Annotated in this window: 12 protein-coding genes; 7 read left to right on the top strand and 5 right to left on the bottom strand. The window is 70.3% G+C overall.

The genetic code is table 11. From position 1 onward, the window contains the following. The first annotated feature begins 20 nt into the window (after window positions 1-20). Window positions 21-1154 carry a hypothetical protein gene (locus FMQ63_RS20600; protein WP_225909946.1) on the top strand — a complete coding sequence of 378 codons (1134 nt, stop codon included), beginning with the start codon at window positions 21-23 and terminating at the stop codon, window positions 1152-1154. A 6-nt stretch (window positions 1155-1160) separates the two neighbouring features. On the opposite strand, the gene FMQ63_RS20595 is transcribed toward FMQ63_RS20600, so the two are convergent. Then, a complete protein-coding gene (locus FMQ63_RS20595) occupies window positions 1161-2171 on the bottom strand; it encodes a hypothetical protein (protein WP_225909945.1) in 1011 nt (336 codons plus the stop codon). 228 nt (window positions 2172-2399) lie between these two features. Beyond that, the gene (locus tag FMQ63_RS20590; RefSeq protein ID WP_020478808.1) at window positions 2400-4067 is read right to left on the bottom strand and encodes a HEAT repeat domain-containing protein; all 1668 of its coding nucleotides are present in this window, start codon (window positions 4065-4067) and stop codon (window positions 2400-2402) included. Window positions 4068-4179: 112 nt separating this feature from the next. Between FMQ63_RS20590 and FMQ63_RS20585 the strand changes: the two genes are divergently transcribed. Further along, a complete protein-coding gene (locus FMQ63_RS20585; RefSeq protein WP_011552922.1) occupies window positions 4180-5439 on the top strand; it encodes a P1 family peptidase in 1260 nt (419 codons plus the stop codon). A 13-nt stretch (window positions 5440-5452) separates the two neighbouring features. On the opposite strand, the gene FMQ63_RS20580 is transcribed toward FMQ63_RS20585, so the two are convergent. From FMQ63_RS20580 to FMQ63_RS20570, 3 genes are all read right to left on the bottom strand, one after another. Beyond that, window positions 5453-7273 carry a DUF885 family protein gene (locus tag FMQ63_RS20580; protein WP_011552921.1) on the bottom strand — a complete coding sequence of 607 codons (1821 nt, stop codon included), beginning with the start codon at window positions 7271-7273 and terminating at the stop codon, window positions 5453-5455. After that, window positions 7270-10221, bottom strand: coding sequence for a DEAD/DEAH box helicase (locus FMQ63_RS20575; RefSeq protein ID WP_141276690.1), 2952 nt, complete (start codon window positions 10219-10221; stop codon window positions 7270-7272). Before FMQ63_RS20575 ends, FMQ63_RS20580 begins: the two co-directional genes overlap by 4 nt. A 91-nt stretch (window positions 10222-10312) precedes the next feature. Then, the gene (locus tag FMQ63_RS20570) at window positions 10313-10489 is read right to left on the bottom strand and encodes a hypothetical protein (protein WP_153881073.1); all 177 of its coding nucleotides are present in this window, start codon (window positions 10487-10489) and stop codon (window positions 10313-10315) included. Window positions 10490-10615: 126 nt separating this feature from the next. Here FMQ63_RS20570 and FMQ63_RS20565 point away from each other — a divergent pair, with 126 nt between their 5' ends. From FMQ63_RS20565 to FMQ63_RS20545, 5 genes are all read left to right on the top strand, one after another. Further along, entirely contained in the window at window positions 10616-13939 is a 3324-nt protein-coding gene (locus FMQ63_RS20565) for a type 2 lanthipeptide synthetase LanM family protein (RefSeq protein WP_011552918.1), read from the top strand. Further along, on the top strand, window positions 13936-14151 hold the full coding sequence (locus FMQ63_RS20560) for a mersacidin/lichenicidin family type 2 lantibiotic (protein WP_011552917.1): 216 nt from the start codon (window positions 13936-13938) through the stop codon (window positions 14149-14151). Before FMQ63_RS20565 ends, FMQ63_RS20560 begins: the two co-directional genes overlap by 4 nt. 31 nt (window positions 14152-14182) lie before the next feature. After that, window positions 14183-14392 carry a mersacidin/lichenicidin family type 2 lantibiotic gene (locus FMQ63_RS20555; RefSeq protein ID WP_011552916.1) on the top strand — a complete coding sequence of 70 codons (210 nt, stop codon included), beginning with the start codon at window positions 14183-14185 and terminating at the stop codon, window positions 14390-14392. Between the two features lie 68 nt (window positions 14393-14460). Next, on the top strand, window positions 14461-14676 hold the full coding sequence (locus tag FMQ63_RS20550) for a hypothetical protein (protein WP_011552915.1): 216 nt from the start codon (window positions 14461-14463) through the stop codon (window positions 14674-14676). Then, window positions 14673-16874, top strand: coding sequence for a peptidase domain-containing ABC transporter (locus tag FMQ63_RS20545; RefSeq protein WP_011552914.1), 2202 nt, complete (start codon window positions 14673-14675; stop codon window positions 16872-16874). Before FMQ63_RS20550 ends, FMQ63_RS20545 begins: the two co-directional genes overlap by 4 nt. Window positions 16875-16959 lie beyond the last annotated feature (85 nt).

The following is a 16959-nucleotide window of genomic DNA, read 5'->3' as shown; positions in this document are numbered from 1 at the left end:
CTCCGCCCTCGGAGCACACCATGGTCCGCACCGAACGCGTCGCTCGTCGTGTCTTCTCCAGGCTGAACCTGGCCCTGCTGCTCACAGGCGCCCTCGCGGGCTGCGGGGGCCCCATGGAGCCGGCCCCGTCCGCGCTCGAACCCGAAGGCGCGCAGGACGTCCAGGCCCAGGCGCTGACGTATCCCAGCGGCAGCAGCCAGACGGTGGTGTCCCGCCGTGTCGTCTTCAGAAACGGCTCGGGGGCCTATCAAGCGGCGGCGGGGTTCGAGCACTTCCGCGCGGCGGGCGCTTTTGACATCGCGCTCCACAACATCCGCATCGCGGAGGTAGACGCGCCTGCCACGCGCGAGGCCCTGGTCCTCATGTCCGCGGGCCAGAAGATTTCGAGCAGCGGCCACTCCAGCGGCGTCACCGGACAGGCCTCCAACTGGGATGCGTCCTGTGACAGCGTCTCCTGTCCCAACGTGAGCCTGGACGGCCGTTCGCTGGCCATGAAGCTGCGCGCCCTGGGTTTGTTTCCCAGCGGGAAGACGTACCTGTCCGTCGTCAACGACGCCAACTTCGACCATCTGTTCGACAGCGACACGAAGCAGCGCATCGTGAATGGCTTCTCGAACTGGCTCCAGGCGCAGGTCCGTCCGGAGACTCGTGCCATCTACCTGGCGGGCAGCTCTCGCGGTGGATGCTTGATGATGCGCATGGCGCAAGCGCTCCGCGCGAACACGGCGCTCGACGGCATCGACATCTACGTGTCGTCATTCGACGGCGTGTGCCGCAACAGCCAGGGTGAGCTGGGGACCTTCGACAGCAAGATCAACAACCCCGTGCGGCCCTGGGGTACCTTCTATGGCGCGTGGGCCACGAACCTGACGGCCCAGTTCCCCCGCCGCGACAGGCTCCACATCTTCCACGTGGTGGGAGGCCAGGAGGTCGCTCCCGCCACGGGCATCCGCGCCTTCTCCGGCTACGCGGGCAGCACCCCGCCTTCGACGGGCACGAACCTCGACTGGGGCTGGTACAAGCAGACCTGGGTGAAGTGGCAGCACAAGGAGATTGGCAATCCCTACACGGACCCCAGCGCGTCGGACCAGGCGCAGGCGGTGGCGGAGACGGTCGACGCGCACTTGACGTGGCTCGACGCGCGCCTGCCCTGACGCGGCTCAAGGAAACCCGGGCGGCCGACCTTCCTCGGCCGCCCGCAGTCGCGCGCCGGGGTTGAGTTCAAAGGCGAGCCCGAACTGCCACAGCGCCACGGGCTCCAGGAACAGGATGTTGTAGTAGTCCTGTCCCTTCACGTACCGCGCGAAGACGCCGAAGCCCGCGCCCCACCGGGGGTAGACGCCGAACTCAGCCTTCCACGTGGCCCGCTGCGAGGGCGTCTCCCCGAAGGGCTGCGACACGGACACTTCCAACGGGAAACGGTGGTTGCTCCATGTGCGCTGGCCCATGACGCCGGCCGCCCAGTGTCCGTCACCGTAGACGAAACGCTGGGCGCGGGTGATGCGGCCAGGGCCCATGGAGGTGTTCAGCTCGAAGGCGGCGAACCCGCCCACCAACCACGCGTTGCGCAGGTCCGGCTCCACGTCGAAAGCCAACCGGCTGTGGAACTCCATGCGGAAGAGGTTCGTCGTGAAGCTGCCGGACACCTCGTTCAGCGGCAGTTGCCCTTCCGACGGCGTGCACCCGGATTCGCCGCGCGTCTGGTTGCTGTAGAAGCACCCGGACTCCCCATTCGAGTAGTGCCCCACGATGACGTTGAGCGCGAGCGCCAATCCCCGCACCGCCGCGCCCTCTGCCCGAGGCTTCGCCAGCGGTCGCAGGTGCGCCACCTGGAACGTCGCCTTCGCGATGAAGGACGGCGGGATGGCGGGGTCGCTCGGCGTGTCCACGATGCGCAACTGCACCGCCGGGGTGATGATGAGCGACAGGAAATACTCACCACCGGGCCGCGTGAAGTCTCCGTGATGGAGTTGTGGCAGAAAGAGGTTGGGCGCCACCTGCGCCTCGAAGATGAGCTTCTCCGGGGAGTTCGGCGCCCCCTGACGGCGAATGCGGTTGGGGGAGTCGAGGATGTAGCTGCGGTCCAGGAAGAGTGGGATCGGCGCGTCGTATTCCACGTGCCACCCGTCCGCGCGGACGACGCCCGCCAGCAGGACACACGTCCCCCACAACAGGGCGGCCCACCACCGCTGGACTCCGCCCCCTGCCCCCCACGCCCTGGACGCCCCATGATTCACGGGGCCGGACCTCAGGCCTGTGGCCAGTGGGTTGTCACCTGCCCCCGTGGACCGCACGCGCGCTCGGGGGCATTCACACGCGTCAGCGTCAGGCGCGCACACACTTCCCGGCCCGGCGGTCTCACGGCCATTGCACACCCGCGGACAGCCGGACGCGTGAAGTCAGGGCGCGCCGGGGATGCGCCAGCCGTCCGCTCGCAGCGCCTTGCGCAGCCGTGGCGTGTCCTTCACGGGGTCCCAGGCACCACAGGCCCAGGGCAGCACCTCGTCCACGATGGCACGGTGGACCTGTCGTGCCGACGCATGCGGGCTGAGCGGTTCTGGAGACTCCTCGCTGGCGCCCAGCGCGAAGGTGATGACCGACCGGCGGCTCAGCGCCCGGCACGCGGCATGGACGCACGCGCCCAGGGGGTCCACTTCAGGCGGGCGCGGTGCGACGGGCGCGGACGGCCGGGGGACACACCCGCAGGCGTAGTTCACCGACCAGGCGGCGGAGAAGGCATCCGGCGCGCAAAACTGGCTGGGGGTGAAGTTTCCCACCTCGGCCACCTGCGCCGCGTGCTCCTCCGAGGGCTCGCAGAGCCAGCGGTCCATGGCCATGACCGCGCGGCGTGACCAGTCGTTGTTCGGGTCCTGGGACTCCCACAGCCACAGCACATGCCTCGCGGCGGCGAGCGCCACGCGCACCTCCACCTCGGTACCGAAGGCGGCCAGGGACTCAAGCCACGGGCGAAGCGCCAGGGACGGCTCCTCGGTGCGCTCGACGGGCCACGCCACGTCCGTCAAGAGCGCGGCGCAGAGCGGCTCCTGGAAACGGTCCGTCCTCAAGGGCGGCGCTTGCTGTCGCAGCACCGCGCGCGTGATGTCGTCCATGACGGCGTCCACATAGGGTGCCAGGACCTCGACGGACCGGAGCGCGTCGAGCGGCGCCAGCGCCTCCGCGCCCCGGACGCCCAGCCGGGCGATGAACAAGAGGGCTCGCTTCCCATCTTCGAGCCGTCGGGTCTCACCGAGCGGGCCCCGCCAGGAAGGCGGAGGCGGCCCGTCTTCTTGCCGGCGCGATCTCGCGCTACTCGCCACTTCGAGCAGTCTTGGAATCGCTCGTGACGGCGCCAGCAGCGACAGCACGCGCAGGGCCTCATTCCGATTCTCATCGTCCACAATGGCCTGCTCCTCCAGCGCGGTGAGGACCTCTTCGTCGCGCGGAAAGCGAGCGAGGACATGGAGCCCCTCCCGGCGCACCGCGCGGTGGGCATCTCCGAGCAGCGATAGCGCGGCGACGCGAACCTCGTCCGGCAACGGGTCCTGCATCGCCGCCAGCACCTGCGCCGCGTGCTGCCGCGTCGGCGTGTCGCCCCGCTCCTTGAGACACGGCAGGACGGCGCGCAGGGCCATGGGGGTGGCGCGTGGGCGCATGCGCGTCAGCACCGCCAACGCCATTCGCCGGACCCGCGCCACGGGCTGACGGAGCACGTCGAGGAGCGCCGGAATCGCACAGGTGGGGAGCGGGTCGATGGTGCCCAGCGCCGCGACGCACTGCCCGAGCATGTTGCGCGTGGCTTGCCAGGAAGCCTCCTGGTCCGCTCGCACCAGGGCCTCTATGAGCGCGGGCACCGCCGCGAGCCCTGCCTGGCACACGCGGTCATGTGCATCCCTGCCGTCGAACCAGCGGATGCGGTCTCCGGCGAGCGCGGCAATCCACTCGCGCACCGTCTTTCCTTCCACCTGGTAGCCGGAACGAACCAGCGCGGTATCCAGCCGCCGCAGCGAGGCGAGGTCATCCGGCCGCGCCTTGCGCCACAACGCATCAAGGTCTTCGTGTTCGGCCATGTGCAGCCCGACGGTGAGGGGACTCAGGGAGATACTGGCAGGGAGATTACGGACATGGCCAGACGGGACCACCAGTTGGGGGCCTGACGCGGTCGCGATATGACGTCACGCCATGAACCCGTTCCGTCTCCCTTTGCGCCTGGGCGTCGTGTGCTGTCTGTTGCTGTGGTCCCTTCCAGCGGAAGCGCAGTCCACCCAGGCGAGGCCCCGCGCCCGCGACCTGGGCATCACCTTCGGCGGCCAATCCGGCCCGAACAACGCCATCACCGACGTGTCCGGCGTGGAGGTGGGCCACACGACGCTGATTTCGGGTGACACCCGCGGCCCGCGCGGCAAGGGCGCGGTGCGCACCGGCGTCACCGCCGTGCTGCCTCGCGGCAAGGACGGTGTGTCCGAGGACGTCTTCGCCGCCATCTACGCCCTCAACGGCAATGGCGAGATGACGGGCTCCCACTGGCTCACCGAATCCGGCCAGCTCGCCGGCCCCGTGATGCTCACCAACACCAATGACGTGGGCACCGTGCGCGACTCCGTCATCTCCTGGGCGATGAAGCGCGGATTGGAGTGGGAGCTGGGGCTGCCCGTCGTCGCGGAGACGTGGGATGGCCTGCTGAATGACATCTACGGCTTCCACGTGAAGGCCACGCACGCCCACCGCGCGCTCGACAGCGCCAAGAGTGGTCCCGTCGCGGAGGGCTCGGTGGGCGGCGGCACGGGGATGGTGTGCCACAGCTTCAAGGCCGGCATCGGCACGGCGTCACGCAAGCTGCCCGAGTCGGAGGGCGGCTACACCGTGGGCGTGCTGTTGCAGTGCAACTACGGCGCGCGGCACCTCTTCACCGTGGAGGGCGTGCCCGTGGGCGAGGAGATCAACGACCTGCGCCCCTGCTACACCGGGCCCAAGAAGCCGAGCCCCGGCATGTTCAAGGACTTGCCAGCCTGCTCGGCGTCGCGCGGCGACACCCAGCCCCGCACGCCCGAGGGCGCCGGCTCCATCATCGTGGTGGTGGCGACGGACGCACCGCTGCTGCCGCATCAACTGGAGCGGCTGGCGAAGCGCGTGCCGCTGGGCATCGGGAAGATGGGAGGCCTGGGGGGCAACTCCTCCGGCGACATCTTCGTGGCCTTCTCCACGCAGCGGCTGAAGCCCCCCACCGGCACGGACGTGGCCGGTGTCTCGACGCTCGACAACGAGCGAATGACGCCGCTCTTCGAGGCCACCATCCAGGCCACGCAGGAGGCCATCCTCAACTCGATGCTGGCCTCCGACACGATGACGGGCGCGGAGAGCAGCCGCGTCTACGGCCTGCCCCAGGACCGGCTCATCCAGGTGATGAAGAAGTACGGCCGGCTGGCGCCCCCCGCGCCGTGACGCCGCGCGCGCCTCAGTCCGCGCGCTGAGGCGTGGGCGCGGCGGCCCCACGCTGCCGCGCCTGGACCCACGCCTGCACCCGCGCCTCGAGGATGTCCAGCGGCAGGGAGCCGTCGAGCAGCACGACGTCGTGGAACTCGCGCACGTCGAAGCCCGGGCCCAGGGCCTGCTCCGCGCGCGTGCGCATCTCGCGAATCTTGAGCTGCCCTACCTTGTACGCCAGCGCCTGCCCCGGCCAGGCGATGTAGCGGTCAATCTCGTTGGTGGTGTCCAGCTCCTGGCGCGGCGAGTTCTCCATGAAGAAGTCGAGCGCCTGCTGCCGCGTCCACTTCTTCACGTGCATGCCGGTGTCGACGACGAGCCGCACCGCGCGCCACATGTCGTAGGCCAACTGGCCGAACTTGTCATACGGGCTGGTGTACAGGCCCAGCTCGTCGCCCAGCGTCTCACAGTAGAGCGCCCAGCCTTCGCCATAGGCCACGTAGTAGCCGTAGCGGCGGAACTCGGGCAGGCCGGGCTGCTCGGCGGCCAGGGCTGTCTGCAGATGGTGACCGGGCACGGCTTCATGCAGCGTGAGCGGCACCATCTCCCACAGGGGGCGCGTCTCTGGCCGGTACAGGTTCACCAGGTACGTGCCCGGCCGCGAGCCATCCGACGCCCCTGGGTAATAGAAGCCGGTGGTCGCGTCCGGCGCCATGGCCTCCGGCGTCGGCTCCACGCCATAGGGCTGCCGGGGCAGCGTCTTGAACAGCCGCACCAGCGACGGGTCGATGCGCTTGGACAAGGCCCGGTAGCGCATCAGCAGTTCGTCCCCGTCCCGCGCATAGAAGCGCGCATCCGTCCGCAGGAAGCGGAAGAACTCCGCCAGCGTGCCCTTGAAGCCCGTCTGGGCCTTCACCGCCTCCATCTCCGCGCGCAGGCGCTGGACCTCAGCCAAGCCGAGCGCGTGAATCTCCTCCGCGCCCAGGCCGGTGGTGGTGAACTTGCGCGCGAGGAAGGCATACAGCTCCGCGCCGTCGGGCAACTGCCAGATGCCCACCGCCTCCGTGCCCTTCGGGACATACTCCTCGGTGAGGAACTGGTGGAAGCGCTTCAGCGCGGGGAGCACGCCCTGCGCAATCGCCGCGCGGCCCGCCGCGGACAGGCGTTGCTGCTCCGCGGAGGCAATGCCCTTGGGGAAGCGGCGGAACGGCGCGAAGAAGCCGCTGTCCGCCGGGTCCGCCACGAGCTGCTTCGCCACCTGCGGCGGAATCCGCTGGAGGACGACCTGGGGGTGGATGCGCTTCTCACGCAGTCCCTCGCGCAGCAGCGCCAGCACCTGGTCCACGTAGGTCCCGAAGCCCTGGAGCCTGGCCACCCAGTCCTCGTAGTCCTTCACCGTCTCGAAGCGCAGGTTGTCCGCGAGCTGGTAGGCCGTCTGCACGCCCGGCGGCTGTTTGATGCCCTCCGGGATGCCGCCCATGTGGTTCACCGGCATCAGGTACGTCTTGAAGCGGTGCTCCTCCACCCACGTCTCGTAGTCGCGGCGGAACAGGTCGTAGTTGAGCTGGTCCGCGGCGGAGAGCGCCTTGCGGTCCACCGTCTTCAGCTTCGCGAGCACCTGGAGGTTGTGCTGGTGGTCCGCCGCGATGGCCTCGAGGCTCAGGTCATCCCAGCGGCCGTTCCAGCGCCGGTCGCCCTGCACCGACGCGTACGTCGGGCTGTGCTCCAACTGGTACTGCCATTCCTGCTGGATGAGCGCGTGCAGCGTGGCGGCGGCCTGGGGCCGGGCGTCGGCGGATTCGGGAAGCATCGTGAGGAACCCCACTGCGAAAAGAAGGACTGCGCGCGTCATGAGAAGAGTTCGAGCAGGTCTTCCCGGGTGATGGCCGTCGCGGCGGCGGCTTCGCTCAAGGCCGCCTCGAAGATGGCCCGCTTCTTCCCCTGGAGCCCCAGGATGCGCTCCTCCACGGTGCCCTGGGACACGAGCCGGTACACCATCACCGTGCGCTCCTGGCCAATGCGGTGGGCGCGGTCCGCGGCCTGCGCCTCCGCCGCCGGGTTCCACCACGGGTCCACCAGAAAGACGTGGTCCGCCGCCGTGAGGTTGAGGCCCGTACCGCCCGCCTTGAGGGACATGAGCAGCACCGGCTCGCCCTCCTGGGACTGGAAGCGCTCGGTGACTTCGCCGCGGTTGGCCGTGGTGCCGTCCAGCCGGCCGAAGCCGATGCCCGCCGCCTTCAGGCGCGGCTCGATGAGGTCCAGCAGCGACGTCCACTGCGAGAAGACGAGCGCCTTGTGGCCTTCCGAGACGGCCGTCTCCAGCGCGTCCACCAGCGTCTCCACCTTGGATGACGTGTTGGCCCGCTGGCCCGGAACGAGCGCGGGGTGACACGCGGCCTGACGCAGCCGCAGCAGGGCCTCCAGCGCCTTGAGCACGCTGCCGCCCTCGTTCAGCAGCGCCACCACTTCCTTCCGCGTGGCCGCCATCACCGCGTCGTAGACGGAGCGCTCACGCTCATCCATCTGCACGTGCATGACGGACTCGATGCGCGGCGGCAGCTCGGGCGCGACATCCCGCTTCAGACGCCGGAGCACGAAGGGGCGGATGCGGCGCCGCAGCCCCTCGGCCGCGTCCTGCCGGCCCTCGGAGATGGGCCGCGAAATCTTGTCCTCGAAGTGCTTGCGCCCCCCGAGCAGACCCGGGTTGGTGAAGTGCATCAGGCTCCACAGCTCCTCCAGCCGGTTCTCCAGCGGCGTGCCGCTGAGCGCGAGCCGGAAGTTCGCCTTGAGCCCGAAGGCCGCGCGCGCCACCTGGCTGTCCGGATTCTTGATGGCCTGCGCCTCGTCCAGCACCAGCGAGTCCCACGTCTTCGCGCCGAGCACCGCCGCGTCCAGGCGCATGATGGCGTAGGTGGTGAGCGTCACGTCGGCGGACGGCTCCAGCGCGCGGCCGGGCCCGTGGTACACGCACACCTTGAGCGACGGGCGGAAGCGCTTCAGCTCCGCGGCCCAGTTGGGCAGCACGCTGGTGGGGCACACCACGAGCGACCCGGGCCCCAGGGCGCAAATCGTCTGGAGCGTCTTACCCAGACCCATGTCGTCCGCCAGGATGCCGCCCAGCCCCGCGCCGCGCAGGAAGCCCAGCCAGCTGACGCCCTGGAGCTGGTACTGGCGCAGCGTGGCGTTGAGCTCCGCGGGCAGCTCGGGCGGGGGCAGCTTCTCGAAGCCGGAGACGAGCGGCGCCAGCCGGTCCAGGCCCGGCGGAGGCGGCTGCTCCAGCGTCTCGCACAGCGCGGTGAGCTCCGGCAGCGCGTGGTTGGAGACCTTCCCATCCTCCTGCCGCGCGTTGAGCAGGTCTGCCACGCGCTGACCGTGCTTGTCCAGCCAGGCCCGGGGCAGCGGCGCCCAGCCACCACCGTCCAGAGGCACCAGCCCCAGCCCCTCCGTCCACGCCCGGATGACGGCGGCGGCGTCCACGGCCTTGACCTCGCCCTTGGCCCCCTCCACCTGGAAGGAGAGCTGGAAGCGCACGTCGGGGACGCCCTGCCCCGTGACGCTGGACTCCAGGTGGAGCGACGGGCGCAGCTTGACGTCGGGGCTCACCAGCCCCGCCGCGTCACCGGCGAGGTCGCCGCGCCAACGCCGCAGCTTGTCCGCCCAGCGCACCATCTCCGAGCCCTGCACCGTCAGCCGGCGGCCGGGCACCAGGTTCAGCTCGTCGCGCAGTTGGTGGATGAGGCGCTGCTCGGCGGCCTCGTCGCGCAGCGGCACCGCGCCGCGCAGGTACACCATGCGCCCATTGTCGATGCGCACCACCGGCGGCGCGCCGTAGACGAGCGTGGGCAGCACGGACAGGCCGGCGTCGAGCTGGTTCAGCTCCAGCAGGATGCGCGGCTTCAGCTCCCGGTCCAGGCGCGGCAGCCGCTTGCTGCGGACCTCCACCGGCAGGCGGCGGCCCAGCTCGGGCATGATTTTGGAGGTCAAGTCACCCAGGTGGTCCGCCGAGTACGTGCGGACGATGGGCAGGTTCTGCAGCCAGGGGCCGGACATGGTCGTCTCGCCCAGGCGGACCAGCGTATCGCTCGCGAGCGCCACCCCGGGACTGACCACCTCCTGGACGCGCGGGTCCTTGCTCACCGTCACCACAATCTGGCCGCTGCGGTCCTCCACCACCGCGCGTGGCAGCACCTGCTCGTCGGACACCGCCACCGGGCGCCCGTCGAGCAACACGTTGCGCGCCGACTCCAGCACCTTGAGCACCGCCTCCAGCGTCTCCGGCGCCAGGGTGCCACGTGTGCGCCGCTGCTCCAGGATGCGGTCGGCCAGCAGGTCCGCGTTCTCCACCTGGAGCTTCGCGGCCTCCGCGGGCCGGGCCATCAACGACGTCAGGCTGCCCTCCAGCGGCGTCTCCGCGCCGTCCACCTGGACGATGGAGCGGCGCAGCTCCAGGCCGCCGTCCACGCGGGTGAAGTGGTAGACGACGCGGGCCCAGCGGGTGGCCGCCGTCTCCATGGGCGTGTCCTGCTTCTCCGCCTGCTGGATGGAGATGGCCGCCGCCACCACGTGCTCGCAGGGGTCCACCTGACTGGGGCAGTCGCACTCCCAGGCGTCGTCGTTCGGGTACAGGACGACCGTGAGGGCGACCGGGCGCCCCTTGGCGCGGACCCTCAGCTCCAGCTCGCCCCCTTTCTGGGACTGGAGCACCACGGCTCCGGAGCGGGCGAGGTTCACGCCGTTGGACCAGATTCCCGGCTTGGCTTCCTTCCGGACGGTTTCGAGCAGTTGGGCGGTGGCGGACATGGGGCGTTGCTTCCCTACGCCCCGAGAATGCATCGCGCAACGGCCATGAGCGCGCACCGTCGCGTGGCAGGCGGCCTCCCCCTGCCCCGGCTCAGGCGAAATCCCCCGCCTGGACGCGGCGGACGATGGGGTCCGCGCTCCGGAAGCTGTTGGCCAGAACGTGAAGCCCTGCTTGGGAAAACTTCAACGGCAGCGGCCCACCGCCCGCGCCGCTGCCGATGATGAGCGCGTCGTACAAATCACTCCCACCGTCCCGCTTGGATTGCATGCCAAGCGAACACGGGCGCCCAGCATTGACAGGCAAAGATGAAATGACTTACCTGTATCACAGTCATCTCCCTGCTACTCCAACGAAGCCAGCTCACCGGGTTTTGCCCAGGAAACGAGAGGACGCGTGGAAATCACGCAGAGGCAGGACAAGGCGATGCCGGGAGCCAACACTCCGTCCCGGTTCGCACGCTGGGCACGGGCCACCCCACTCACCGAGCGGGTCGAATTCACTCTCAAAGCCAATACGACGCAACAAGACACATCCGGCGCGGCGCGCAAGCGATTGGATGCATGGCGTCAGCAGGAGCCCTTCGGACAGGCGGACTGGTGGCAGCGCAGACTGCAATCGTCGGGGCTGACCGAGGCGGAGCTGCTCACGCTGCTGGAGGTACCCACCGAGGCGCCTTGGACCCCGCCTGCTGAAGTCCCGCGCTGGGTGCAGGTGTTGGAGCACACCTACGCGGAGCCCTCGCACGCGCCCGTCCCCTGGCCCGAGCGCACGGAGGGCCCGGACCGCTCGGCCTTCCTGCCGCTGGTGGATCCGCTGGTGTCGCGCGCCGTGACGCAGCTCACCGCCGCGCTGAAGCCCATGAAGCACGCCGCGCCTGGGCTCGACCTGGAGCCGAGCGTCGTCGTCTCCACGATGCTGGGCCACCTGCCCCAGGTGCTGGCACCAGTGCTGGGCCGTGCCATGGTGGTGGAGCTCCATGCCGCCCAGTTGGAGGGACTGCTCGCGGGAGACACCCCGGAAGCGCGCTTCCAGGACTTCACGAGACGGCTGCGCCAGCCGCAGGTCGCCCTGGACATCCTGGAGCGCTACCCGGTGCTGGCCCGCTGCGTCGTCCTGCGCATCGGGGAGTGGGAGTCCAACTGCCTGGGGCTGATGAAGCGGTTGACGCGGGACGCGCCCCTGCTCTGGCAGCGGTTCAACGCGGGCCAGTCCCCCGGCGCGCTGGTGGAGGCACGCGGCGGCTTCTCCGACCCGCACCGGGGCGGCCAAGGCGTCTTCATCCTCCGCTTCGAGTCCGGGCTGCGGATTGTCTACAAGCCGCGCTCACTGGGAGCAGAGGCCGGGCTCCAGCAGCTCCTCACGTGGCTCAACGCGCGCGGCGCCACGCCCATGATGAAGGGCGCGGAGGCGCTGGACCGAGGCGAATACGGGTGGATGGAGTACGTGGACCCCGCGCCGTGCGCGTCGGCAGAGGAGGTCCGGCGCTTCTACGAACGCCAGGGCGCCTACGTCGCGCTGATGCACGCGCTGGACGGCACGGACCTGCACTTCGAGAACCTCATCGCCGCCGGTGAGCACCCGGTGCTGGTGGACGTGGAGACGCTCTTCCACCCGCTGTCGGGCACGCGCACGCTTCGAGACTCCGAGCACGCGGTGGAGGCGCCGCCGGTGTCGGTGCTCCGCAGCGGACTGCTGCCGCAGCAGTTCTGGGGCACGCGAAAGAAGGCCGGGGTGGACCTGAGCGGGCTGGGCGCTCGGGCAGGTCAGCTCACGCCGCAGGCCTACTTGATGACGACGGAGCGAGGAACGGACCGGATGCGCTTCGAGCGGCGGCCGGTGGAGATGCCCGGGTCCAACAACCTGCCCCGCCTGGAGGGCGAAACCGCGCCCGTGCTGGACTACCGCGACGCGCTGGCCGACGGCTTCACCCGCATGTACGGCCTGCTGTTGGAGCACCGCGAGGCGCTGCTCGCCGAGGACGGGCCGCTGGCCGCCTTCGCGCACGTGCCCATGCGCGTCCTCTTCCGCAACACGGCGGTGTACGGCGCGCTCCTCTTCGAGAGCTACCACCCGCACGCGCTGACGGATGGGCTCGAGCGCCAACGCTTCTTCGACCACCTGTGGCGCGCCGTGGTGCCTGCCCCGGACTTCGCGGCGCTCGTGCCTCTGGAAACGGAGCAGTTGGAGCGGGGAGACCTGCCGTACTTCACCGCGCGCGCCGACTCGAAGGACCTGGAGGCGGGCTCGGGCCAGCGCCTGCCGGACTTCTTCCAGGAGACGGGCATGGCGCGCGTGCGCCGCCGGCTGGTGGGCCTGTCGCCAGAGGACCAGACGCGGCAGCGCTGGGTGCTGGAGCGCTCGCTGGATGTCCTGCTGCTGAGCTCGCAGACGGTGGCGCGTCCGACATATCCCTTCCGGGAGCACACCCAGCCCGGCCTCCGCGACGCGTTGCTCGTGGAAGCACGACGCGCGGGTGAACGGCTGCTGCCATTGGCCTTCGAACGCCGCGACGAAGCGCATTGGCTTGGCCTGGACGCGGGAGACGGCGGCTGGCGGCTCGGTTCTCCGGGGCCGGACGTGTTCCAGGGGCGCGCGGGCATCGCGCTCGCGCTGGGCTACCTGGCGGACGTCACGCAAGACGCGCGCTTCACGCGGCTGGCGCGGGCCACGCTGCGCACCCAGGCGCGCCTCCTGGCGGAGGAGCCCGCCAGCGTGGTGGGGCTGGGCATCCTCAATGGCTGGGGCGGCATCCTCTACGCGCTGACGCACCTGGGCGTGCTGTGGAAGGACGATGCGCTCCTGGACGAGGCCGCGGGTTACGTACGCCGGCTGCGGCCCCTGGTGGAGAAGGACACGGTGCTGGACGTGGGCGCGGGCGCCGCGGGCTGCCTCCTGGCGCTGCTGGTGCTCGGTGAGCACCGCCCGTCAGACACGTTGTGGGCCACGGTGGACGCCTGCGGCCAGCGGCTGCTGGAGACGTCCACGCCCCAGGCCCGAGGCGCGGCCTGGCTCTGCGAAGCCGCCGGAAACCGTTACCTCGCGGGCATGGCGCACGGAGCCGCCGGCATCAGCCTGGCGCTGCTTCGGCTGTTCGCGCGGACGGGCGATACGCGCCTGCGTGACGCCGCGGTGGCGGGCATGGAGTACGAGCGTGGGCTCTACACGCCCGAGGAGCGCAACTGGCCCGACCTGCGCGCGGGCGCGAAGGAACTGGCGGCGGCGGCAGAGGGGACGGAACACTTCCTCTGGGCATGGTGCACCGGCGCCCCCGGCATCGGCCTGGCGCGACTGTCTGGGCTGCCCTTCGTGGACGACGCAGAGGTGCGCGAGGAGATTGCCATCGCGCTGGACTCCACCCTGGCGAGGGGGTTCGGCCGCAACCACGGTCTGTGCCACGGAGACCTGGGCAACGCGGACTTCCTGTTGGAAGCGGCGGCCACGCTCGGGGACTCGAAGCTCCAGGAGCGCACGAATGCGGTGGCGGGCGGCATCCTGCGCGGCATCTCCGAGCACGGCTACCTCTTCGGCCTGCAAGGCAGCACGGAGACGCCGGGCATGATGGTGGGCCTGGCGGGCATCGCCTACGGACTGGCGCGGCTGGCCATGCCGGAGCGGTTGCCCTCGCTGCTGACGGTCGCGCCTCCACGAATCGTCCGAGGTGAAGGGCTGGGCACCCCGGATGGCCGTCCCTCCAGCCGCAACCAGGAGCTGTCATGAGCCAGAAGAAGGACCACATCCTCCGCGCGTGGCGTGACCCCGAGTACTTCAACAGCCTGTCGTCGGAGGAGCGCGCGGCCCTGCCCGCCAACCCCGCCGCCGAGCTGGAGTTGGGGGACGACCTTCTGGAGGTCATCACCGGCGGCGACTTCTGCCTGCCCGGCCAGTCCAGCGCCCAGTGCACGCCGTGCCCGCCGCGTCACTGTCTCTGATTCGTCCCCCCTTTCCTGTCCAGGAGCTGTCATGAGCAAGAAGGAACACATCCTCCGTGCGTGGCGTGACCCCGAGTACTTCAACAGCCTGTCGTCGGAGGAGCGCGCGGCCCTGCCCGCCAACCCCGCCGCCGAGCTGGAATTGAGCGACGAGGTCCTGGAGAGCATCTCGGGTGCGGACAGCTGCGAGCAGTTCGGCAGCTACTACTGCACGCCGTGCCCGCCCTACGTGTGCATGTAGCGAAGGCCCAGGGGGACTGGTTCAGTCCCGGGCCAGTCCCCCACCCCATGCGCTAACGTCCCCCCGCGATGCAGCCACCCACCGACGGCCGCCCCTCCATCTTCCGCAAGGAAGCCCTGGCGCACTACCAGCGCGTCGTGCAGGACGAAGGTGACCTGCTGCGCATCGGCGGACAGTGGACGCGGTGGACGTTCGCGCTCCTGTTCGTCTTCGGCCTCGCGCTGGCGATGGGTGTCCTGGCGTGGCCGGCGCTCATTGCCCCGGAAGGAAACGTGCCGCCATGACGGCCGAGGCGCCGCAGCAGCCCCAGCGCCGGTGGAGGCTCGGCCTGCGCAAGCGCGTGCCCGAAGTGCGGCAGATGACGATGACGGACTGTGGCGCCGCCTGTCTGGCCATGGTGCTGGCCTACCACGGCCGCCACATGGGCCTGGACGCGGTGCGCGAGGTGACAGGCCCCGGACGTGACGGCGCCAGCGCGAAGGCGCTGAAGGCCGCGGCCCAGAAGCTGGGCCTGCGCGTGCGCGCCATCTCCGTGGACCTGGACCGGCTGCCCTTCCTTCCTCCGGCCACCATCCTCCACTGGCGCTTCACGCACTACGTCGTCTTCGAGCGCCTGGGCCGCGGCTGGGTCGAGGTGGTGGACCCCGACCAGGGCCGCCGCCGCGTCTCCATGGAGCAGTTCAGCCAGTGCTTCACCGGCGTGGCGCTGCTGCTGGAGCCGTCCGAGAACTTCCAGCCGGGCCACACGCGGCGCGGGCCCTACCGCTACCTGGTGCCCCTGGTGAAGCGGCAGGCCGGCACGCTGGTGAAGGTGCTCGCGCTGTCCGCCGTGCTCCAGGTGCTGACGCTGGCGGTGCCGCTGCTCACCGGCATGGTGGTGGACCGCGTGGTGCCCCGGCAGGACTACTCGCTGATGGGGGTGCTGTCCGCGGCGCTCGCGGGCGTGTTGCTCTTCGAGCTGCTCACGTCGGTGGTGCGAGGCCAGCTCCTGGTGGAGCTGCGCACGCGGCTGGACTCGCAGATGACGCAGGGGCTGCTGGACCACCTGGTGAGCCTGGCCTACCCGTTCTTCCAGCTCCGGCCCGCGGGCGACCTGCTGACGCGGCTGGGCTCGCAGCAGGCCATCCGCGAACTGCTCTCCACGGGCCTGCTGTCCAGCGCGCTCGACGGTGCGCTGGTGCTCCTCTACCTGGGCCTGCTGCTGGTGGCGGATGCGTCGCTGGGGCTGCTGGTGGTGGGGCTGGGCCTGTTGCAGGTGCTGGTGTTCGCGCTGCCCCGGGCCAGACAACGCAGCCACCTGTCGCGCAGCCTGGACATGGGCGTGCGCAGCCAGAGCTACCTGATGGCCATGCTGTCCGGCATGCAGACGCTCAAGGCCTTTGGCGTGGAGGACCGCATGGTGGGCAGCTACTCCAACCTCTACGTGGACCTGCTCAACGTGGAGTTGGAGCGAGGCCGCCTCTCCGCGTGGCTGGACGCGCTGACGGGCACGCTGCGCCGCGTGTCCCCACTGGTGTTGCTGTGCGTGGGCGCGTGGCGCGTGCTGGACGGCGCGATGTCCCTGGGACAGATGCTGAGCATCAACGCGCTGGCCACCGCGCTGCTGGTGCCCCTGTCCAACCTGCTGGGCACCGGCGGGCAGCTCCAGTTCCTGAGCACCTACCTGGAGCGCATCAACGACGTGCTGGACACGCCCCCCGAACGCGACGCGGCGCACCGGGGCCGCGCGCCCACGCTGCGCGGCGCCATCACCCTGGAGGACGTGCGCTTCCGCTACAACCCCCACTCCGCCTGGGTGGTGCAAGGCGTGTCGGTCAGCGTGGAGCCGGGGCAGATGGTGGCGCTCGTCGGCCGTTCGGGCGCGGGCAAGAGCACCCTGGCGCACCTGCTGCTGGGGCTCTACCTGCCCACCTCCGGACACGTCCGGTACGACGGCGCGGAGCTGGGCGAACTGGACCTGCGCGCGGTGCGCAGCCAACTGGGCGTGGTGTTGCAGGATGCCTCGTTCTTCAACGCGTCGCTGCGGGAGAACATCACCCTGAGCGACCCGGAGCTGGACATGGACCGTGTCGTGGAGGCCGCGAAGCTGGCCCACATCCACGACGACATCATGGCCATGCCCATGCAGTACGACACGCCGCTGACGGACCGGGGCCTCTCCATGTCCGGTGGCCAGCGGCAGAGACTGGCCCTGGCGCGCGCCCTGGTGCGCAGGCCCGCCATCCTCCTGCTCGATGAAGCCACCAGCGCCCTGGACGCCACCACCGAGGCGCACGTGCAGCAGGCGCTGGCGTCCCTGAAGTGCACGCGCGTCGTCATTGCCCACCGGCTCAGCACGGTGCGCAACGCCGACACCATCCTCGTCATGGAGGCCGGCCAGGTGGTGGAGGTCGGCCGGCACCAGGAGCTGCTGGAGCGCCAGGGCACCTACGCGGCCCTGGTGAATGCCCAACGGGAGGAGCGCGCCGTGGCGACGGGCTGAGGTGCCTGGAGCGCGACCCGGCAATCAAGAATATCCTGCCTACCGCGACCGATCCGCCGCACGTCCGCCGGCGCCAGTGAGGGAT

It is taken from the genome of Myxococcus sp. CA005 (assembly GCF_006518205.1).
Taxonomy (GTDB): Bacteria; Myxococcota; Myxococcia; order Myxococcales; family Myxococcaceae; genus Myxococcus; species Myxococcus xanthus.
Note: the sequence above shows the minus strand (reverse complement) of the source record. Positions and strands in the feature narration are given on the sequence as shown.